This window comes from Luteolibacter yonseiensis, assembly GCF_016595465.1.
GTDB lineage: Bacteria > Verrucomicrobiota > Verrucomicrobiia > Verrucomicrobiales > Akkermansiaceae > Luteolibacter > Luteolibacter yonseiensis.
This window is the reverse complement of sequence record NZ_JAENIK010000002.1, coordinates 137746-158623: the sequence shown is the minus strand read 5'-3', so window position 1 is coordinate 158623 and position 20878 is coordinate 137746. Positions and strand designations below refer to the sequence as shown.

Here is a 20878-nt window from a genome sequence, read left to right as displayed (position 1 = left end):
TGAGTGGAGGAATGAAACAGGAAGACAGGATCAGCCACGGATTCACTCGGCACCGGTCTCGTGCGAGACGGTGCGGAGCTTGCCTTCACCCGAGCCGAGGGAGCTCTCGATGGCCGAGAGGCGCGCATCCCGCTCCTGGTCTTTCGTTTCGAGCGCGGCGAGACGCGCGCGCAAGCCATCGTTCTCCGCCTTCAAGTCCTGGATCTCCTTGTCCTTTTCCTTCTTGATCTGCTGCGTCGCCGAGATGTTGAGCATCGAGAGCGCATCGTAGTCCACGGTGCGGAAATCCTTCACCTCACGGCCGTAAACGAGAACTTCGCCGTTTTTCGAGTCGACGTCGGCACGGAATTTCCGACCTCCCGCCGAAACCTCGAGGACTTCATGCACGGCATCCTTCTCGGCGGTGACGAGCCTGACCTTCTCTCCTTTTTTCAGGTCCGTCTTCATGTCGATCCAGCCATCCTCGCATTTCGCCATTTCCAGGATGTCGGGGATCGTTCCCATGCCTTTCTTGACCGCTGGCGGATAGACTGCCTCCACCTGCTGCGCGACCACCTTTTTTTGCACGGGGTTCGCACGACCTTCCGGCAGTTCCCTCATCGTGTAGTTCGTGATATGGATGCCCTGGAGCGTGCGGAGATCCTCGGCTCCGTTTGAAACACCTTGGATCTTTTTAATCCGTTCGTCCGATTGGACCACGAAATACTCACCAGCGATGGCCCCGGAAGCCCTGATGGAAGTTTCCCAAGCTGACGTTTGATCGTCATCGTTGTAGCCACCGTTCGCGATGCGGCCCAGGCGGGTGATCGTGACATACGGCTTCCTGTTGATCTCCAGCCCGGCAAGCGGATTTGTCGTTCCGATGCCCACGTTGCCATTTGGCATGATCCGCATCTTCTCGACGTTGTCCGTCCAAAAGGTCATCGTCCCGTCGGCAGGCGAATAAATGCCGCCGTCAACGTCGTTCGCGGAGAAAGTGTAGCCCGTCGCCGAAACATTTCCCGACACCGTAAGCCGATGGTTCGGATTGGTGGTCCCGATTCCCACGTTGCCTCCCGACCCGCACAAGACAAGGTTCCTCCACGCGACATTCTGCTCCACAGCCTCGATATATCCATAGTTGTCGGTCGGGTTGAATCCGATCCCGAGCTGTTTGTTCGTATTGGCTTCCGCTTGAATCACCATTCTCGGATTGTCGGCCTGGATGGTGAGCCTGGAACCCGGGTTGTTGGAGCCGATGCCCACGTTTCCATTGGCGGCGATCCTCATTCTCTCGGTCACCGCGTTTGCGCTGCTGACCTCGCCGAAGGCAATGCCACCGGTGCCAAGCCCCTTTTGATTGAGTATCCACGACTCTCCCGCTCCGTTCTTGTTCCATTCAAGGTGGATGCCCTGGACATGGTTGACGGAGCCGTAGGTGGCCGTGATTCCACCGTTGACCTGGAGACGGGAGGTGGGATTGGAGGTGCCGACACCCATATTGCCGTCCCAAGTGACCCGGACTTTCTCTGTCGAATTCGTGCGAATCGTGATGGTTCCATCTTCCGGGGAAAACAGACCGCCATCACCATCGCCGCCACCGTTGAAGGTGTAGCCTGCTCCGTTCGCGCCGGTTGCCGAGATGCCTCCCTGGATCTCAGTGTTGCCGACCACGGTCAGCCTGCTTCCCGGACTAATGGTACCGATTCCGACATTTCCGCCTCCGGAATTGAGCACAAGATTGCTGGCCGAGGAGGCCCCCGCGTAGGATTGCAGGGAACTGTAGTTGCTGGAGGTGTTGTAGCCGATCAGGAGGCGTTTGTTCGTATCCGAATTGCCGCGGATGTTGAGCTGCGCCGGCACAGTGTTGGAATCATCTCCCTGGAGAACCAGCCTGGTGGTCGCGGCGGCACCGTTGAGTTCGCCGCCGATCCCCACCGCACCGGTGGCGTTCCAACGCAGCGCGATGTTCCTCGTTGCTCCGTTGACCGAGCCGAGTGCTCCGCCCGATAGGCCGAAAAGCACCGGGCCATCCACCGCGATGGTGTTGAACGGGCGGGTCGCGCCATAGTAACCGAGACCGTAGTTCGAGTTGTTGTTGAGCTGCAGGTCGGTGCCGGAGGCGATCATGTCCGCGGCACGGGCGCGGAAGCTGTAGGCGGTGGTGGTGATCTGCTGGCGCGGCGCGATCGCCGCGTCGGAGGTGTTGAGAATAGTATCTCCGTTATCCACGACGATCTCTACATAACGTCCCACACCGGCGGTGGTGAAAACCGTATCGAGCGGCGTGTTGGTCTTCGAGGGATTCTCGGTGGCACTGTTGTAAACCGCATCGATGCCGTTGCCCAGCAGGACGCTGAACTCGCCACCGGAGAGGGTCACGGTGTGCTGCTCCGACCAGAGACGGTTGCCGCCGGTGGGCGCGTCGAAAATCCGGAAGATGACCTTGCGGTTGACCGGGGTGCCGGTTCCCAGGCCGACACCGGCGCTGTCCGTCAACTTGCCTTGGTAGTTGATGTATGGCGGCACGGTCTGTGCGTGCATCTGGCCGGCGGTGATCCCCAACAGGGACGAAAGGGTGAAGAGGCGCGTTTTCATGGCTGGGAACGGTTTGGAAAAAAGGCTTGGGTTGGAGGATTATTCGCTGAGGGTTCCGATTTCGGATGCGCGGTTGAGTTCGAAGGTTCCGGAGACGACCACGGGAGTCTTGTGCACGCCGGTGATGGTCTCTGTGTAGGTTCCGCCGATCACGCTGCTGCCCCAGCCGGTGGACGAGGTGCTCCCGGCCGGCGGTGTGGGAGTGAACGTGAACGTGCAGGTCCGGAGGATATCGTAGCTTTCCACTCCCGCTCCCACCGGACGCTGGCGCGCGTCCTTGTTGTCGTGGTCCGGATGATACTGGTGCACGAAAGGGTTGGTCGGATCGTTGTAGGGAATGCCCACCTCGCAAGTGAGGGAGCCACCCATCTCAACGCCACCGTCGCCGATGATGACCCTGTCGAGCGGCAGGTGGGCGGCGACGAGACGCCGGGCCTTCGCCTTCTCATCCTGTTTCAGGAGCGCCTCACGCGTGCAGACCCCCTCGTCGTTGGGAGCGACGGCCAGCCGCCCGAGGAATACCTGGGAGAGCAGCCTGGCGGTTCCGTTTCCGGACACGTGGATGAGCGTCCTTAGCGGAAAGCTCTGCGGCGTGCTATTTCCCGTCGCTCCGGCAACCTTGCTTTCGACGGCACTCACCTTGACATCCCCGATCCAAAGGCCGGCCAGCGAGGCCGGCTGCGCCCTGACTGGCAGATACACATCCATCAGGTTTCCGCTGTCGGTGATGCGTAGGAAGGAGGCGAACAGCGATTCGAGGTCGCCATCCATGGATCCGCGATCAAGACCAAACAATATCTCGAGCGTGCTTTGCGGGGCGATCGTCTCGGTGATGGCCCCGGTCAGCGGCACATCGACCAGGGCCACCGCTCCCGGATCATAGATCCGCCGGGTCAGCGGAACCGCTCCGGCGATCGCCGTCTCGTCTCCAGGACTCGCCTCGCTGTTGACCGGTGCAAAGGTCACGTTGACCACCTCGGTGCTGCGGTTCCTGATGCGGAGGGTCACGGACGATCCCGAGCGGCCGAAGTCGAGACCGGAGGAACTCGACAGGCTGAGTTCGAGCGGAGCGTAGAAATTCTCCACCACTTTCGCCGAGAACCAGTAGGCCTGCTTGCGGTCGAGTTTTTCGGAAGTATTGGAAAAAATCTGGATCGGGTTGGCCGGTCCAAGCTCTCCGCCGACATATTTGTAAATCTTCGCATTCGCCGCGACCGCCGCGGGGAAGGTCGAGAAATAGCTCGCGATGGAGGGAGAGTTCGCACCGGTGCCATAGGTGGGAAAGCCCATCAGGTTCGCGCCATTGCGCACCCAGGCGGCGCTGGGCAGGAAGGGCGACTGCTTGATCGCCACGGTATGGGTGGTGGAAGCGGAGCCGTCTGATTTCACCAGGTAGGCGGTCTGGCCGCCCAGTTGGGTCAGCTTGCTGTCCGCGGGAAATCCCCTCCTCCACACGGTCCACTCGGAAGTGCCCTCGGATGGAATCAGCGAGGATTCCGTGAACTGGACCTGGGTCGGATTCGGATTCCAGCGCCACACCTCGGTGACCGCCGCCGGGAAAATGTTGTCGAGCGTGTCATATCTCGCATCGCCGCTCAGGTAGATCGAACTCCATCCGCCTTTCAAGGTGTAGGTGGTGGTCTGCCATTGGGCGTGCGCGGTGCCGAGGCACAGCAAGGGCAGGAAGACGGTAAGCAGGCGGATCAATTTCATCGGACTGTCAGGCGGTAGAATTCCTCTTTGTTGTTCCGCAGCGCGGTGAAGGCGGAAACGATACCCACGCCGGTCGCCCGGTGGGCGATATCGGCCTCCGTGGCGGCACCGACAGTGAACGGCACCCTGCTCCAGTTCTTCAGATCGGAGGTGCTTTCCAAGGTGTAAACCTTGCCTGTGATGCCGAAGAACTCGAGACGCACGCGGTCGGAGGTCTTTTCCTTGATGCTCAGGGCGAAGGTCTCCGTCGCATCTCCTGCGAAGGTCCCGGCCAGATATTCAAGATAGTTGCTCTGCCCGTCCTTGTCGAAGTCCCCGTTTCGGGAGATCAGACCGAGATCCCATTGCCCGTCGTCACCGGGAAAATGCCCGGCTTGGTAAAGCTGCCATTGTTCCCATACATCCGGAAGGCCGTCGCGGTCGGAGTCCTCACCGAGATTCAGGTCCAGTTTCACCCGCTCGCCGCCCTTGCCCACACGGAGGGTGCCACTGACTTCGATGGGATAGAACAACGAGCCGTTCATTTCCACCACCAGGCTGTACACCCCTTGGGGGGCCACGGCTTTCTCCGAATAAAACGCGGTGCCGTTCCGCGCCTGGTCGATCCGGATGTTCAACTCGTAGTTCTGATCGATGCGCCCGGTGGAAATCAGGGTCCTTCCGATCTCGGCACCGTCTTTCAGGAGAATGATCGTGGCGCCTTCAGCGGTCACCGTCTGGCCCACCTGGTCCCGGACCATCCCATAGATCGTATAATGGGGCGCGGGAGGGAACGCATGGGCCAGTGAGGCGGACATCGCCAGCAGCGCGGCACACAGCACCCGCGTGGTGAATAGTTTCCGGACGGAGGGCATGATCATAAAACAGGTTCCAGAGAAAAAATCGGGTTTACTGGATTGGGCTAAAAAACACCGTAGGTTTCTGGTATCAAGCTTGGAGGGAGCGCAACATTCTTTGCCGGAGCGCGCCTTATTAAATGACGAAACAGGCAAATCGGGGGACGAATCCGGTTAGAGCCGATTCATCTTCCGCCCATCACCGCCCTGAGGCGGGAAACCGCCACCCGCCCGACGTGGAGCTCCATTTCCATATCTTCAAAACGCAGGGCCGCGACATCGCGTGATTTCCGTTCGATGGCCTGCAGCAGCTTGTGTTGGATGATCAGGGACCGCTCGAGCCGGATGAAATCCCCCATCGGCAGCCGCGCCTCCCACTCTGTCAGAGTACGTTTCAGGAGAAACGCGGCCCCGCCGTGGAGTTGCACCCGGCTGTAGTTCTGCTCCGCCTGGATCCATGCGATCCGGCTGCAGGAAACCCACTCGGCCTGTTTCCCCCGGCCCGAAGGCAACAGGAAACGCAGTTCCCCGTCAGCGGAAGGATCGAAGGGAACCTCAGGCGGTGGCTGTCCGGCACCGGCCTCGCGGCCCGCCAGTATCCGCATCGCCGTGAGATGGAGCCGGCCGGTCGAGACCGGTTTGAGAAGATAGTCCACCGCGCCCAGTTGGAACGCCCGGAGGGCGAAATCCTCATCGGAGGCCAGAAACACGATCTTCACCTCGGGACCGAAAAGCGGGATCATCTCCGGAACCACCTCACTGAGATCCAGGTCCAGAAACACAAGTTCCGGGCAATGCTCCCCGATGCATTTCCCGATCTCATCAACACTGCGCGCCACCGCGAGAATCAGGAACGAAGGATGGACTGAAAGCAGTTCGATCAAACACTGCCCCACCAACTCCTGACGGATGGCTACCAGGGTCCGTATTGAAAGACTGTCTGACATGGGAGACTAAATGGGCTTTATAAAGAATGGGGGAGCAGTCTGACAGGATGCTGTCACGCATGTCTCGGACATCCGTTCACACGAGGGTCTGGCATCCGTCTCATCGTCATGCCCGGTGAAGTTGTCACTTAAGGTGTTAGACAAAGCGTCCGACGACGCAAGCAGCAATGCAAAATGCCTCAACAATTGCTTTCCGGGAGAGGTGAAGCCTCCAGCGCCGGCGGCACCCATTTCAAATGCCCTACCCGCGCAACAACGCAGGCGCCATCCCCCCCGGCGGCCGCCCGCCATCCGGACACGAAAAAGGGAGTCTTTACAGACTCCCTAATCATTACCACCCAACAACTTCCGAAGAAGTGCTCGAAAGAGGACTCGAACCTCCACAGGTCTCCCTACTAGATCCTTAGTCTAGCGCGTCTACCAATTCCGCCATCCGAGCGTTACCTCGTTGGGTGGGCGGGCACTTGTTAAGGTCCCACCCGATTGTTTGCAAGAGAATCTTGGATTTTTTTTCGCCACGCACTCAAACTGCTTAGGGCTTGATTGATCCGGCCCAAACGAAAGCATGGAGCGAGATCAAATCATCATGGAATCCATCCGCGCCGAATCAGTCGTGAAATCGTTCGGAACCACCCGCGCGCTGGACGGCATCAGCGTCGCGATCGGATCCGGCGAGCTTTTTTTCCTGCTGGGTGCGTCCGGCTGCGGCAAAACCACCCTGCTGCGCTGCATCGCCGGATTGGAAACGCCCGACAACGGGTCCATCTTCTTCGGAGACCGCGACGTCACGAACATCCCGCCTCACAAACGGGAGGCGGCGATGGTTTTCCAAAGCTACGCGCTGTGGCCGCACCTCACCGTGGGACAGAACATCGCGTTCGGACTGGAAGAGCGGAAAATTTCCAAGCCCGAGATCAAACGCCGCGTCGGGGAGGCGTTGGAAATGGTCCGGCTGCCCGGCTACGGCGGACGCTCGATCGACCAGATGTCCGGCGGCGAGCAGCAGCGGGTCTCGCTGGCCCGCGCCCTGGTGGTGAAACCGAAATGCCTTCTGCTGGACGAGCCGCTTTCCAACCTCGACGCCCGGCTCCGCGTGGAGATGCGCAGGGAGATCCGCCGGATCGTGAAGGAAAACGGACTCACCGGTATCTATGTCACCCACGACCAGGAGGAAGCCCTTTCGATGGCGGACCGCATGGCGGTGCTCTCGCACGGAAAAATCGGCCAGACCGGGACACCGGAGGAAATCTACCGCAGCCCGCACAATTCCCACGTGGCGGGCTTCATCGGCGAGACCAATCTCATCACCGGCACCGCCCTCGAAACCCATGGCGGCTTCACCCTCGCGAAAACCGCCGCGGGTCCCATCATCGGACGCGTCGGCGACCCGGGTTGGACGCCCGCGAATGAAGAGGAGCTTTGCCTTTCCATCCGCCCCGAGGCCTGGCGGCTGCGGCCACAGGAGGGAGACAATGTGGTTTCCGGAAACATCGTCGAACGCAGTTATCTCGGTCAGCGCATCCAATACTGGGTCTCCACGGAGGCGGGGCGGCAGCAGGTGGTGGAGATGAACCCGCATTCCATCCACGCTCCGGGGGATGCCGTCATCAACCTTCACTGCAGGCATGAGGACGTCGTGATCCTGAAGCCATGAAAACACGGGCGGGAATCATTTTCGGACTTCTGACGCTCATCGTCGCGCTACCGATGGCCTTGCGCCGGGAATCCGCCACCACCACCTCGCGCGGAGCGGATGACAGCCTGGTGATTCTCAGTCCGCACAACCAATCCATCCGCCAGGAATTCGGCGAGGCATTCGCCACCCACTGGAAAAAGACCACCGGACGCTCGCTTTACATCGACTGGCGCACGCCGGGCGGCACCTCGGAGATCCGCATGGTGCTGGACGCGGGATTCAAGGCCGCGGAGGAAACCAAACGGCCGGGCATCGGCGTGGATGTCTTTTTCGGCGGAGGCGAGCCGGACTTCGCCAGCCAGGCGAAAATGGGACGCCTCGTGAAGCTGGATGTTTTCGAAACCCATCCCGGATATTTCGCCAGCGACGGTCCCATCCCGGAAACATTCACGGGCGAACGATACTATCCCGCCGACCACGTCTGGGTCGCCACCGGCATGTCGCAGTTCGGAATTTGCTACAATCCCGACGTCCTTCGACGCCTGCGGGTCCCCTCGCCCACCGTTTGGAACGACCTTGGTGACCCACGCTACGCGGGCACGCTCGCCTTGGCGGATCCCACGAAGAGCGGATCCGTGGCACGCACCTTCGAGCTGCTGGTCCAGGGAGAAATGCAGCGGGAGCTCGCCGTCCCGGGCACGGACCGGAACGAAGCCATCGCCAAAGGCTGGGACTCGGGCCTGCGGCTCATCCAACGCATGTCGGCCAACGCGCGCTATTTCACCGACAGCGCCTCGAAGGTGCCGCTGGATGTGGGACAAGGAAACTCCTCCGCCGGCATGTGCATCGACTTCTACGGTCGCTCGTTTTCCGAAAAACTCGGAACCGCGTCCGGAACGCCTCGCGTCCTCTGGATCGCACCGGTCGGCGGCACGACCTTGAGCGGCGATCCCGTCGCCGTGTTGAAAGGAGCGCCACACCCGGAAATCGCACAAAAGTTCGTGGAGTTCCTCCTCACTCCGGAAGCGCAGCGGCTCTGGTTCACCAAGCCGTCGCAACCCGGAGGTCCGAAAAACCATCCGCTCCACCGCCTGCCCATCCGGCGCGACAGCTACACACCGGAAAATCTGGCGGCCTCCACCATGCCGGCGGCGAAGCCGTATGAGGACCCCGCGAACTTCACCTACCGGAAGGAACTGACAGGAGCCACCTTCAACACCCTCCGCCAGCTCGTGAAGATCATGTGCATCGACTCGCACGAGGAGATGAAATCCGCATGGCTCGCCCTGCGTGACGCGGGAATGCCTGCCGACGCCCTCGCGGTTTTCTCCGACGTCTCGCGCGCGGACTACGCGAGAATGGGCAAGGGCGACCCCATTCTGGACGGTGCCGACGCGCTGAAAGCGGCGGAACACGCGACCGAACTCGGCGAGTGGTTCCGTGCGAACTACCGCAGGGCCGAGGCCATGGCGAAATCCTCCACCGCCACCACACGATGAAACGCGGAAATGCCATCCTCATCAGCCTGGTGGTCGTCGCCTTGTTCGCCGTGTTCTTCATCTATCCCGCCGGGATGGTGGTGAAACAGGCGTTCGAGGGGACCCGGGCGGACGGCTCCCACTATTTCACCTTGGATTTCTTCGCCGCCATTTTCCGCAATCCGATCTATCAGGAAGGCCTGTGGAACGCGTTGTTGTTGGGAATCGCCAGCACCGTCGCCACCCTTGCCATCGCGCTTCCCCTCGCCCTGATCGGCCACCGGTATGATTTTTTCGGAAAAAGCGCGCTGGGTGTCCTGGTCCTTTCCCCGATGATCCTGCCGCCTTTTGTAGGCGCGGTGGGCGTGAAACAGATGCTGGGGGTGAACGGAGCGTTCAACGCGCTGCTCATCGACCTGGGGATGATGGACGCGGCCGCGCCCTACGACTGGCTGGCGAACGGACGCTTCCTCGGCATCGTCCTGATGAACGCGCTGCACCTTTATCCGATTCTCTACATGAACATCGCCGCCGCGCTGGCGAACCTGGACCCGGCGATGGAGCAGGCGGCGGAGAACCTCGGCTGCCCGCCGTGGAAGCGCTTTTTCCGCGTCACCCTGCCGCTCGCCATGCCCGGCGTGTTCGCGGGGTCGTCCATTGTCTTCATCTGGGCGTTCACCGAACTCGGCGTGCCGCTGGTGTTCGACTTCGCACGGGTCGCTCCGGTGCAGATCTTCGATGGTTTGAAAGGGCTTGGAAAAAACCCGGTTCCCTACGCCCTGACCGCCGTCCTGCTGGTCGTGGCAACCGGGGTGTTCGCCCTTTCCAAGCTCGTCATCGGCAGGTCTCCGCTCGGCACCGCGCCACGTCCCAAGGGACGGGCGAACGCCATTCCGCTTGGTGGCTGGAGATCCGCCGCCTGCTCGCTGCTGTTCCTCACGACTTTCCTCATCGCCACCATCCCCCACCTCGGTGTCCTGCTGCTTTCGTTCGCCGGACGCTGGTACGGCACGGTGATTCCCGACGAGCTGACCGCCCGCCATTACATTGAAGCGCTTGGCGACGGACTTGTCGTTCCATCCATCCGGAACAGCCTGATGTATGCGGGCACCGCCACCGTCATGGCACTCGCCATCGGCCTCTCGGTGGCCTGGGTGGTGGTCCGGTCGGACTTGAAATTCCGCAACGTGCTGGATGCGCTGGTCATGCTGCCTCTCGCCGTGCCCGGACTGGTCATGGCATTCGGATACCTCGCGCTCTCGCAGGATGGAAAGGCGTTCCATTTCCTCGTCGGAGGCGATGGCAGCCCGTTTCTGCTCATCGCCGTCGCCTATGCGTTCCGCAGGCTGCCTTACATCGTCAGGTCCGCCGTCGCCGGGCTGCAGCAGGGCAATCCCGCATTGGAAGAAGCGGCCAAATCGCTCGGAGCCACTCCCTGGCGGACACTGCGCCGCATTTCGGTTCCGCTCATCGGAGCGAATCTGGCGGCGGGCTCCATCCTCGCCTTCGCCTTCGCCATGTTGGAGGTGAGCGACAGCCTCATTCTCGCCCAGCAGGCGCAGCACTACCCCATCACCAAGGCGATCTACACCCTGCTTTCCACCTTGGGAAATGGCACCGAGCTTGCCGCCGCACTGGGGGTCTGGGCAATGGTTTTCCTTTCGTTCGCCATCATGGGTGCGGCGGTGCTGGGAGGCAGGCGCGGAGGACTCTTCAAGGTCTAGCCAAGCGACCGCATCACTTCGGAGAAAATTTCAAATGATCTCAACCTCGCACCGTGGTCGTGGATCTGCGCGGTCGCGATGATTTCATCCGCGCCGGTTTCACGGATCAGGTCCTCCGCTTTTCCCCGGACCGTTTCCGCGGAACCCACCAACGAATAGTGTGTCATCCGCCGCACATGCTGTTCCTCGGCCACGGACCAGCGCAACCGCATGTCATCGACCGGCGGGCGGATGGCACCGGGGTTTCCCCGGATCAGGTTGAGGAACTGCTGCTCCAGCGAGGTGAACAGGTGGCGGGCTTCCTCGTCCGTCTCCGCCGCGAAGACATTCACGCCGACCATCGCGTGCGGTTCCGGGTTCCGTTCCGACGGTTGGTAGTTTTTCCGGTAAATCTGTAGCGCGGTTTGCAGGTAATCCGGCGCGAAGTGGGAAGCGAAGGCGAACGGCAGTCCCAGTTCCGCTGCCAGCCGTGCGCTGAAATCGCTCGACCCCAGCAGGTAGAGAGGCACCTCCAGTCCGGCACCCGGGATCGCCTGCAGAGGCTGGCCTTTCACCGTGGGCCGGAAATACCCCTGGAGCTCCAGCACATCCTGCGGAAACGTGTCTCCGCTGCTGCCGAGATTTCTCCGCAAGGCGCGCGCCGTCACCTGGTCACCACCCGGAGCGCGTCCGAGTCCGAGATCGATCCGCCCCGGATAGAGGGCCTCCAGCGTGCCGAATTGTTCCGCAATGACGAGAGGAGCATGGTTCGGCAACATGATGCCGCCCGACCCCACCCGGATTTTGGAAGTGCCGCCCGCCACATGGCCGATCACCACGGAAGTCGCCGCACTGGCGACACCGGGGATGTTGTGGTGCTCCGCCAGCCAATACCGGTGGTAGCCCCATTTCTCGGCATGGCGGGCGAGGTCCAGGGTATTTCGGAAGGCGAGGCCCGCATCCCCGCCCTCGATGATCGGCGCGAGATCCAACACAGAATAAGGAATCATGCGCGGAACCTAACGCTACCCCGGGGAAACGCAAATCCACCTCCGGGGATGCTATGTGAGAGGAGAGGCCGTGTTCGGAACCGTGAACTTCCGGCTCAGCGAAGCCGACGATGGATCTCCGAAACGCCATGGAAACTCCACCGCCCTGGTGATGCCGATCCGCTCTCCACAACAGGTTTCCACCCGCTCTCCCCGATAGATGCCACAATCGCGGTCGTTGAGAAAATCACCACCGTGGGCGGAACCATCGATCCCGAACGCCTTGGTCAGCTTCCCGGGCCCGGCGGCCAACAGGTGGTCCGCGAAGCCCGGCCGCCGCTCCCGCATGGGTTCCAGTCCCTCCAGCGGCTCCAGCGCGCGGAACAATACGAATCCGGAACCGTCATCCCCCTTTACCAGCACGTTGAACAACCAGTGCATCCCGTAATTCAAATAAACATACGCCGCACCTGCCGCATGGCTTTCCACGAAACTCCGTGCGCTCGGACGGAACCAGGTGTGGCATGCCGGATCGTCAACGGACAGATAGGCCTCGGTCTCCACGATTTTTCCAACACAGCCATTCCAGTGGAAACGCGCGCCGATCAGCTCCCGCGCGCAAATCACCGGATTCCGTTCGAAAAACGATGACGTCAGGCGCTCCATGACATCACCGTTAGCCGAACGGGTGGACCATTCAATGGAAAACATTCTGGGAAAAATCTTCCGAAGCCACTCGTTATGAATGTGAAGATTCGGTCGCATAAAATCTCTGGAAAACGCGCTTTTCCAACGCTATTTTCTTCGACGCATGAATTCCCATTAACGGGATTCGTGAAACCATCATGAACGCGACATTCGATCAACAAGCGGCATCCCGCGGTCTGGCGTATCATCCAGCCACCCCTTCCCCGATTCATTCCCATGAATCGCCCGTTGATCCCCCCAAGCCCCACAACACATGGTTCTCCAGCTACGATGAGGAATGGGCCGCATTCCTCGCCGAGAAATCCCGGAGGAAATCGTCCGCCACTCCCCATCCCGACGGCTTCGAAGTTCTGCCCCGGGTATGGAATTCCCCAGCTTGAAGACGAGGATTTTCCCGACCTCCGAGGATTTAATCCCCATGATCTGGTCGCTCTTGGCTGACAGGCCGGGAGACATTTCCTGTTGACTTGAAATCCGCTTGGCGGGTGGCGTGGCCAGGCATAGAAATTCCACCACATGGAACCGCCGCCGCTCCCTCATTTCGCATACCTTCCCCAAAAGGATGACGAGCACCTCAAACTGCTGGCGGTTTTCCATTTCATCGTCGGCGGGTTTTCATTGGTAATCATCGGCTTCCTCGTGATGCATTTCATGATCATGAAGCAGGTCTTCATGAATCCCAGCATGTGGAAAGGAAGCGGCGGACCAGCCCATGCGCCCCCGGCGGAAGTGTTCCAAATCTTCATATGGTTCTATGTTGTGGCAGGAGTGCTCGTTGTGCTGAGCGGCGTTGCCAACGTGCTGTCGGGGCTGTTTCTCCAGCGGAAAAAATATCGGACCTTTTCTCTCGTCGTCGCCGGAACCAATTGTCTCCATTTTCCGTTCGGCACGGTGCTTGGAATCTTCACCCTGCTGGTGCTGCTGAGGGAATCCGTCCGGCAGTCCTACGAACGGGAGAACGCGGTTCCCATGCGATTTTGAAATATGGATGCCTTCACCCACGCACTGGCCCCGGTCATCATCACGAAACTCGCGTTCGGCCACCCGCCATGAATCCGTAAATATGGATTCATCGCCATCGGTCTCTCCGGCGCCCTGCCGGATCTGATCAATCCCCATCTGAACCTCGCCGCCCGGTTGTCGAGCTGGTCGCACGGCCTGCCTTTTTGGGGCGGATTCACCGCATCACTGCTCGTTTTATCCGTCATCAGGCGTTCATGGCTCGACCCCCGCCTGGCCGTGATCCTGTCCATGGCCTATCTGCTCCACATGATCTGCGATGCCATCTCCGGAAGTATCAACTGGCTGCATCCGTCGGGCAACTTCATCTGGGGAGATTATTATGTGGACCCCATCTATTGGATTCCGCTGGATGTGGTTTGTTTCCTCACCACCTACTATCTCTTCCGTATCGCGCCGTTGCGGAAGAAGATACGTGGAAAGATTGAAAATCCCTCATAATCCCCGGCTGGCGGGGATATGAGGAAATGAACCAGCCGCCTCGGCTGTGCTCCCGGTTATGGGTTTCAAGAGCCCTGTGGGCCAAAACGGACTGGCATGGAAATCTCCGCGTGGAAACCGGATATTTCAACTGATTTCTCAATCCCCCGTCAGGGGTCATGTTTTCTTTGAAAAACAGAACGGATTGGTCGCCTTATCAATCATGAGAACCCTCACCCGCTCTCACGGACCGCGCGCACCCTCTTGAGGATCTGACGGAGTTCCTCGGGGTTGACGGGTTTCACCAGGTGCTCGTCGAAACCGGCATCGGTGGTCCTCCGGCGGTCCTCATCGCTGCCCCAGCCACTGAGGGCGACGATATAGGCGTGCGGGCAGATTTCCCGCATCCGGCTCGCGGCCTGATAACCGTCCAGAACAGGCATGCCCAGATCCAGGCAAACGAGCTCCGGGCTGAAGCGTCCGGCAACGGCCAATGCCTCCGCTCCGTCATAGGCCACCTCGCATTCCATCCCCTCCATCCGGAAAAACATCCCAAGGATATCGGCGGTGCTCTTCCCGTCATCCGCCACCAGCACCCGGATCTTTCCGGCAGAAGCGGGAAGGACCGGCTCCGGTTTTTCATCCACGGGCGACCGCGTCAGAACTCCGGGGACCTCCACCACGAACTCGCTGCCGAATCCCTCGCCCTCGCTGCTCACGGTGATGGTTCCGCCGTGCATCTCCACCAGCGACCTTACCAAGGTCAGTCCGATCCCCAACCCGTCCTTCGGTCCCGACGCGCCTTGGTCGAACAACTCGAAAATCCGGGTTTGATGCTCGGGCTTGATTCCCTTGCCATTGTCCCTGACGGAAATGCGGACATGATCGGAACCGGGCTGATTGACGGAAAGGATGATCCTGCCTCCGGGCGGCGTGTATTTCGCCGCGTTGGACAACAGGTTCGAAATCACCTGTGTGAGGCGGTGATAGTCGGCGCTGAGGGTCAGCGCGGGATCGGAATTCTCGACCACCAGTTCGTGTTGGAACGCGGCGATGAAGGGCTGCACGGACTCCACCGCCTGCTTGACCACCACCGACATGGCAACGGCGTCCTTCTGCAATTCGATCTTTCCGTGGTTGATGCGCGAGACATCCAGCAGATCGTCGATGAGATGTGCCATCTGGCCGACCTGGCGTTTCATCATGCCGGCGATCTCCTCCAGGGTGGAAGCCTCACCGGGAGAAGCCAGCAGGATCTCGATTCCGGTCAGCAGAGGAGCCAGCGGGTTGCGGAGCTCGTGCGCCAGCATCGCGAGGAACTCGTCCTTCTTCTTGTCCGCGTTCGCCAGTTCCGCATTGCTCCAGGCGAGTTTCTCGTTCGAGTCGCGGAGCTGGCGCTCGCGTTGTTCAAGCGACTGCCGCTGCACCGCGAGTTCGAAAAAGACGGATGCCTTGTTCAGCAGGATCGTCGGATCGATCGGCTTGGGCAGGAAATCGATGGCACCCGTTTCATAACCGCGGATTCGGCGCTCCTGATCCACATTCCCGGCGGTCAGGAAGATGATGGGCGTGCCACGGGTTCGCTCGGTGCTCCGCATGATCTCCGCCAGCTCGAAGCCGCTCATGACGGGCATCTGGATGTCCACGAACGCCAGGGCGATCTCATGGACCAACAACGCCTCCAGAGCCTCCTGTCCGGACCTGGCCTTCAGCAGCTCGAGGCCGTCCCTCTTCAACAATGCCTCCAGCGCGACGAGATTCTCTTCGAGGTCATCGACAAGGAGGAACTTGATTGGTTTGGGGGTGGTCATGTCAACGAGAGTGGAGGGAGTTCAGTGCCGCAGGAATCTCCGACAGAGAGAGGGATCTGGCCCCCGGACAGGCTTTCAAGGCGGCGAGCGGCATTTCGTGAGCGTCGGCGGTGTCGGGGGTTTGCACCAGCGCTATTCCACCCGCATCACAAATGGCACGCAACCCCTTCGCTCCGTCGCTGTTGGAACCCGTCAGGATCAATCCGGTGAGATCGTCGCCGAAGGCATCCGCGGCGGATTCGAAAAGCACGTCGATCGAAGGGCGGGAATAGCGGACCGGCTCGTCGCTGGAAAGCGAGAGGCGGTAATCCGACTCCGCGAGCAGATGATAGTCGGACGGGGCGAAATAGATCGTGCCCGGGGAAAGCGGTTCCTTGTCCTCCGCCTCCTTCACCCGCAGATTGCAGCGCCCGGCGAACAAGGAAGCGAGGTGGCTCCTGGGATCCGACGGAATGTGCACGACGATCAGCACGGCATAGGGAAAGTCCGCGGGAAGGGCTGGAAGGATATGTGACAAGGCCTCGACCGCACCTGCGGATGCGCCAATCACAATCACGGGAATACGAACCGGTTCTTTCATCCTTCCGCTTGTTTCTGATAGATGCGCTCGTCCCTGTCGAACTCGTTGAACGACTCCGAATGGCTTGAGAAACGCAGGTTTTCCTTGGATCCCAGCCCCAGAAAGCCTTTACGGACCAATGACTCGCGGAAAAGCCCCACGGCACGGTCCTGAAGCTCACGGTTGAAATAGATGAGGACGTTCCTGCACGAAACCAGGTGCGTTTCCGCGAACACCGCGTCCGAGACGAGGCTGTGGTCGGAGAATACCGTCTGCTGGGTGAGCGAGGGATCGAACTTCGCACGGCCATACCCGGTGGTGTAGTAATCCGAAAGCGAGCTTTTCCCGCCGGAACGCCGGTGATTTTCGGTGAAAAGGGCGATCCGGTCCAAACCGAACACCCCCGCCCTCGCCTTTTCCAGCGCATCCCCGTTGATGTCGGTGGCGTAGAAGATGGTGCGGCTTTCCAAGCCTTCCTCGCGGAAAAGGATGGCCATCGAGTAGAGTTCCTCACCCGCGCTGCATCCCGCGATCCACACCTTCAGCGAAGGATAGGTTCTCAAATGCGGGATGACTTTCTCGCGAAGAGCCCGGAAATAGGACGGATCGCGGAACATCTCGCTGACCTGGACGGTGAGGTAGGGCAGCAGGCGGTCGATGATCTTCGGTTCATGCAGCGCCTTGTGCTGGAGTTGCGAGAAACTCTCGCACCCGAAGTGTGTCCTGGCCTGGACAAACCTGCGTTTCAAGGACGCGGGCGAGTAGCCGCGGAAGTCATAGTGATACTTACGATAGATCGCCTCGAGCAGCAGATGCAGCTCGATTTCCTCCGTTTCTGCGGCATGGCTCTTCATCGCGGCATCCACACACGGATGAGTGAAAGGAGTTTCTCAACATCAAGCGGCTTCGACAGATAATCGTTGGCCCCCGCCTGGAGGCATTGCTCCTGGTCGCTTTTCATCGCTTTCGCGGTGAGCGCGATGATGGGCAGCTTGCTCCACTCGGAACGCTTGCGGATCTCCCGCATCGCGGTGAGACCGTCCATCTCCGGCATCATGATGTCCATCAGCACGAGGTCCGCCTGCAGTGCCGGATCGGTGAGGGACTTTTCCAGGATCGTGACCGCCTCACGCCCGTTCCTGGCGATGAGGAGCTTCACTCCCCGCCCTTCGAGCAGGCTGGTCAGCGCGAAGATGTTCCTCACATCATCCTCCGCCACGAGGATGCTGCGTCCTTCGAGCGCGGAATCCCGGTTGTTGGAGCTCTCGATCATCCGCTGTTTTTCCTCCGGCAGGTCCGAGACCACCTGGTGAAGGAACAATGTCACTTCGTCCAGAAGGCGCTCCGGAGACTTGGCCCCCTTGATGATGATGGATTTCGAATAACGCCGCAGCTTCTGCTCTTCCTCGTGGGTCAGCTGCCTTCCCGTATAGACGATGACGGGAGGGAAAGAGTAGTTGTCATCCAGGCTGAGTTTCTCCAACAGGGCGAAGCCGGAGGAGTCCGGCAGGCTGAGATCGAGCACCATGCAGTCGAACGTCTCCGCGCTCAGCTTCTCCAGACACTCGGCGGCGGTCTGCGCGCAGACGGCCTCGACATCTCCGGAGCCAAGCAGGTCGCACATGGCCTCCACCTGGACGGGATCGTCCTCCACGACGAGCACCCGCCGCATTTTCTGGGTGAAGCGGGTCTCAAGATTGCGGAACGCCTCCGCAAGTTCGTCTCGCTTCACCGGCTTGAGCATGTAGCCCACCGCGCCGAGGGCCATCGCGGTCTTGGTGTAGTCTCCGGCCGAGACCACATGAACCGGAATATGGCGGGTCCGCGAATCCGACTTCAACCGTTCCAGAACAACCAACCCCGAGTTGTCCGGAAGCCCCACATCCAGCACGATGGCACTGGGGAGAAACTGCTTCGCGAGAACCAGCGCCTCCTCCGCCGTGGTGGCGATGAGACACTCGAAACGCATGTCGTGCGCGAGATCATAGACCACCCCCGCGAATGGCTCGTCGTCCTCCACTACAAGAATGACACGTCCGGCGGAAGTGAGTGATTCGCGATCATCATGAACCTTCGCCCAGACGGGGACGGCTGTGGGCGGGGCTGACGGCGCCCGCCGGGTTTCCTCGGCAAAGACGATTGGCTCGCCGATCTCCACCGGACCGTCATGGATGACCGGGATGACCACGCTGAAAGTACTACCCTCACCCAGTTCGCTGCTCAGGAGGATCTCCCCGCCCAGCAACCGGGCGAGATTGCGGGAAATGGAAAGGCCCAGACCGGTCCCGCCATACTTCCGGGCGGTGGTCCCGTCCGCCTGTAGGAATGGATCGAAGATCGCCCTCTGCTTGTCGGGGGCGATGCCGATGCCGGTATCCGAAACCGAGAACGCGATGCTGTTGTTTTCCGCTGCCGCCACACGCAGTTTGATCGTTCCCTGTTCGGTGAATTTAAGGGCGTTCGACAACAGGTTCTTCAAAACCTGCACGAGGCGCAGGGGATCCGTTTCGATGACTTCCGGCGCGGAAGCGTCCATATCGATGAGCAGTTCCAGCGACTTTTGCGAAGCCATCGGCGCGAAGGTATCCCGCAGGCTTCCCAGCAGGCGTTGGACCTTGACCGGTTCGACGTTCATTTCCATGTGCCCCGCCTCGATCTTGGAAAGGTCGAGCACATCGTTGATCAGGGTCAGCAGGTCCTCTCCGGCGGACTCGATGGTGAGAGCGTATTTCACCTGCTCTTCGGTCAGGTTTCCCTTGGGATTCTTCGCCAGCAACTTGGCCAGAATCAGGGTGGAATTCAACGGGGTCCTGAGTTCGTGCGACATGTTCGCAAGGAAGTCCGACTTGTAACGGCTCGCCTGCTCCACCTCGCGGGCCTGGTTTTCCAGATCCACCTTGGCGAGCTGCAGATCGCTCTTCTGGCGTTCGAGAATCTGCGTCTGTTCCTCAAGCTGTGTGTTGATTTGTTCCAGTTCCGCCTGCTGCAGTTCCAAGCGGGATTGGGATTCGCCGAGCGCGCGCCCCTGCTCCTCCAGCTCTTCGTTGGAGACGCGCAGTTCCTCACTCTGCGCCTGCAACTCCTCGGCCTGTTGCTGCGTTTCCGTGAGCAGTTCCTGAAGGTGCTCGCGATACAGCGCGGACTTCACGGCGACTCCCACCAGTTCGGAAATCTGTTGGAGAAACTCCTGTTTCGCACCGGTGACGGGATGCAGGAAACCGAGTTCCAGCACCGCGTTGACCGAGCCATCCGTCGATGCGGGAACGATCAACAGGTGCCGCGGCCGTCCTTGTCCGAGGCCGGACCCCACCATCAGGTATCCCTCGGGCACATCGTCGATCCGGCGTGCGGTTTTTTCCACCACCGCCAGACCGAGCAGTCCTTCGCCCGCCTTGAATTTTTCCGGAATGTCGCTGGAAAGCGGGGAACCAACAAGCGCGACCCGCTGGAAATGGTCCTTCCTCAGGATGAAGATCGCTCCCGCGTGGGCATCCACATAGCGCGTGAGAAAGCCCAGGATGCTTTCCGCCAGCGGGCCGAGCGTCTTTTCGCCGGACACCACCGAGTTCAGTTCAAGCCTGCCGTTCTGGGACCACTCCTGCCGCATGCGGAGCAGGTGGGCCCGACGGATCAGCCAGGTGACCGCGAACGAAAGTGCGATGCCCAGCCCGGCGGTGATCATGCCGCTGGCCAGTGCGGCGCGGTGGGAAGCGTTCATCTCCGCAGTCCGGAGATCCATCATGCGCTTCTCCTCGCGTTCCATGGCTCCGAGATTCGACCGGAGTCCGTCCATGGTCTGCTTGCCACGATCGGTGATGACCACCTCGCGGGCGGGCTCGAAACCGCGCTCGCGCCGGAGGGAGATCGTTTCCTCCATTTCCACCAACTTCGACTCGATCTGCGCCTCGACCTGCGGCATCAGATCCGACTGGATGACGCTGTTCCGGGTGAATTCACGCAGTTTGGCGACCTCCGCATTGATGCCCGTCCGTGCCAGTTGGTAGGGTTGGAGATAGCTTTCCTCGCCTGTGATGAGGAATCCCCGCTGTCCGGTCTCCGCATCCTTCACGGAGGAGAGGACGTTCTTCAACGCGCCGATAACGGCATGGCAGCGTTCCACCTGCTGCGTCCCTCTCTGCAACGAAAGAGTGTTCTGATAGGAACTGTAACCACTGATGACGAAGAAGATCACACCCGCCGTGAAACCGATGTAGAGGGGAAGATTGGTAGCCGCAGCTGAAGCCCGGGGCGGAGACGGACGATAATTCGTAGGCATGGAATACACGCAAGGGAATGCATTTCTGAAGCGACGTCAAACAGGCATGGTGTCAGATTCAGAAAAACGCATGATTCGGGCAAAAAGCAACGATTCAACTCATGCGACTGACTCGAAGCCAGCCAGATCCGCTCAGATCACTCTCTCAGTTCGTTTCAACAAACGACGGAGGAAACGCCATGGCCCAAAGTTGTTCCCACGAGAT

The 20878-nt window shown here is 60.4% G+C and carries 16 protein-coding genes and 1 tRNA gene; 6 read left to right on the top strand and 11 right to left on the bottom strand.

What is annotated here, in order from left to right:
- Nucleotides 1–42: 42 nt before the first annotated feature.
- From JIN84_RS01580 to JIN84_RS01560, 5 genes are all read right to left on the bottom strand, one after another.
- Nucleotides 43–2577: a tail fiber domain-containing protein gene (locus JIN84_RS01580; protein ID WP_200349264.1), complete on the bottom strand. Its 2535-nt coding sequence runs from the start codon at nt 2575–2577 to the stop codon at nt 43–45.
- Nucleotides 2578–2616: 39 nt separating this feature from the next.
- Nucleotides 2617–4290, bottom strand: a complete 1674-nt coding sequence (locus tag JIN84_RS01575; protein WP_200349263.1) for a hypothetical protein — start codon at nt 4288–4290, stop codon at nt 2617–2619.
- Complete coding sequence (locus JIN84_RS01570) at nt 4287–5144, bottom strand: hypothetical protein (protein ID WP_200349262.1); 858 nt, start codon at nt 5142–5144, stop codon at nt 4287–4289. Before JIN84_RS01570 ends, JIN84_RS01575 begins: the two co-directional genes overlap by 4 nt.
- Nucleotides 5145–5311: 167 nt before the next feature.
- The gene (locus JIN84_RS01565) at nt 5312–6073 is read right to left on the bottom strand and encodes a LytR/AlgR family response regulator transcription factor (protein ID WP_200349261.1); all 762 of its coding nucleotides are present in this window, start codon (nt 6071–6073) and stop codon (nt 5312–5314) included.
- A 357-nt stretch (nt 6074–6430) separates the two neighbouring features.
- Nucleotides 6431–6512: transfer RNA gene (locus JIN84_RS01560), tRNA-Leu, on the bottom strand.
- 147 nt (nt 6513–6659) lie between these two features.
- Here JIN84_RS01560 and JIN84_RS01555 point away from each other — a divergent pair.
- The 3 genes from JIN84_RS01555 to JIN84_RS01545 are packed head-to-tail and all read left to right on the top strand — an operon-like array spanning nt 6660 to nt 10911.
- Nucleotides 6660–7727: an ABC transporter ATP-binding protein gene (locus tag JIN84_RS01555; RefSeq protein ID WP_200349260.1), complete on the top strand. Its 1068-nt coding sequence runs from the start codon at nt 6660–6662 to the stop codon at nt 7725–7727.
- Entirely contained in the window at nt 7724–9208 is a 1485-nt protein-coding gene (locus tag JIN84_RS01550; RefSeq protein ID WP_200349259.1) for an ABC transporter substrate-binding protein, read from the top strand. The genes JIN84_RS01555 and JIN84_RS01550 overlap by 4 nt, the downstream gene beginning before the upstream one ends.
- Nucleotides 9205–10911 (top strand): ABC transporter permease, encoded by a 1707-nt coding sequence (locus tag JIN84_RS01545; protein WP_200349258.1) that lies wholly within the window; start codon nt 9205–9207, stop codon nt 10909–10911. The genes JIN84_RS01550 and JIN84_RS01545 overlap by 4 nt, the downstream gene beginning before the upstream one ends.
- Here the strand turns inward: JIN84_RS01545 and JIN84_RS01540 are convergent.
- Entirely contained in the window at nt 10908–11900 is a 993-nt protein-coding gene (locus tag JIN84_RS01540; protein WP_200349257.1) for an LLM class flavin-dependent oxidoreductase, read from the bottom strand. The two genes, JIN84_RS01545 and JIN84_RS01540, sit on opposite strands and share 4 nt — an antisense overlap.
- A gap of 51 nt (nt 11901–11951) precedes the next feature.
- The gene (locus JIN84_RS01535; protein WP_200349256.1) at nt 11952–12590 is read right to left on the bottom strand and encodes a DNA-3-methyladenine glycosylase; all 639 of its coding nucleotides are present in this window, start codon (nt 12588–12590) and stop codon (nt 11952–11954) included.
- Between the two features lie 134 nt (nt 12591–12724).
- On the opposite strand from JIN84_RS01535, the gene JIN84_RS01530 reads away from it, so the two are divergent.
- The 3 genes from JIN84_RS01530 to JIN84_RS01520 all read left to right on the top strand — a co-directional run bounded on the left by JIN84_RS01530 (nt 12725) and on the right by JIN84_RS01520 (nt 14048).
- Complete coding sequence (locus JIN84_RS01530) at nt 12725–12967, top strand: hypothetical protein (protein ID WP_200349255.1); 243 nt, start codon at nt 12725–12727, stop codon at nt 12965–12967.
- Nucleotides 12968–13103: 136 nt separating this feature from the next.
- Nucleotides 13104–13568, top strand: a complete 465-nt coding sequence (locus JIN84_RS01525) for a hypothetical protein (protein WP_200349254.1) — start codon at nt 13104–13106, stop codon at nt 13566–13568.
- 270 nt (nt 13569–13838) lie between these two features.
- A complete protein-coding gene (locus JIN84_RS01520) occupies nt 13839–14048 on the top strand; it encodes a hypothetical protein (RefSeq protein ID WP_200349253.1) in 210 nt (69 codons plus the stop codon).
- Nucleotides 14049–14260: 212 nt separating this feature from the next.
- Here JIN84_RS01520 and JIN84_RS01515 read toward each other — a convergent pair whose 3' ends face one another.
- Genes JIN84_RS01515 through JIN84_RS01500 form a run of 4 tightly spaced genes read right to left on the bottom strand, consistent with a single transcriptional unit; the run spans nt 14261 to nt 20673 of the window.
- On the bottom strand, nt 14261–15838 hold the full coding sequence (locus tag JIN84_RS01515; protein ID WP_200349252.1) for an ATP-binding response regulator: 1578 nt from the start codon (nt 15836–15838) through the stop codon (nt 14261–14263).
- Nucleotide 15839: 1 nt separating this feature from the next.
- Nucleotides 15840–16418, bottom strand: coding sequence for a chemotaxis protein CheB (locus JIN84_RS01510; RefSeq protein WP_234043136.1), 579 nt, complete (start codon nt 16416–16418; stop codon nt 15840–15842).
- The gene (locus JIN84_RS01505; RefSeq protein ID WP_200349282.1) at nt 16415–17251 is read right to left on the bottom strand and encodes a CheR family methyltransferase; all 837 of its coding nucleotides are present in this window, start codon (nt 17249–17251) and stop codon (nt 16415–16417) included. The genes JIN84_RS01510 and JIN84_RS01505 overlap by 4 nt, the downstream gene beginning before the upstream one ends.
- On the bottom strand, nt 17248–20673 hold the full coding sequence (locus JIN84_RS01500; RefSeq protein ID WP_200349250.1) for a response regulator: 3426 nt from the start codon (nt 20671–20673) through the stop codon (nt 17248–17250). Before JIN84_RS01500 ends, JIN84_RS01505 begins: the two co-directional genes overlap by 4 nt.
- Nucleotides 20674–20878 lie beyond the last annotated feature (205 nt).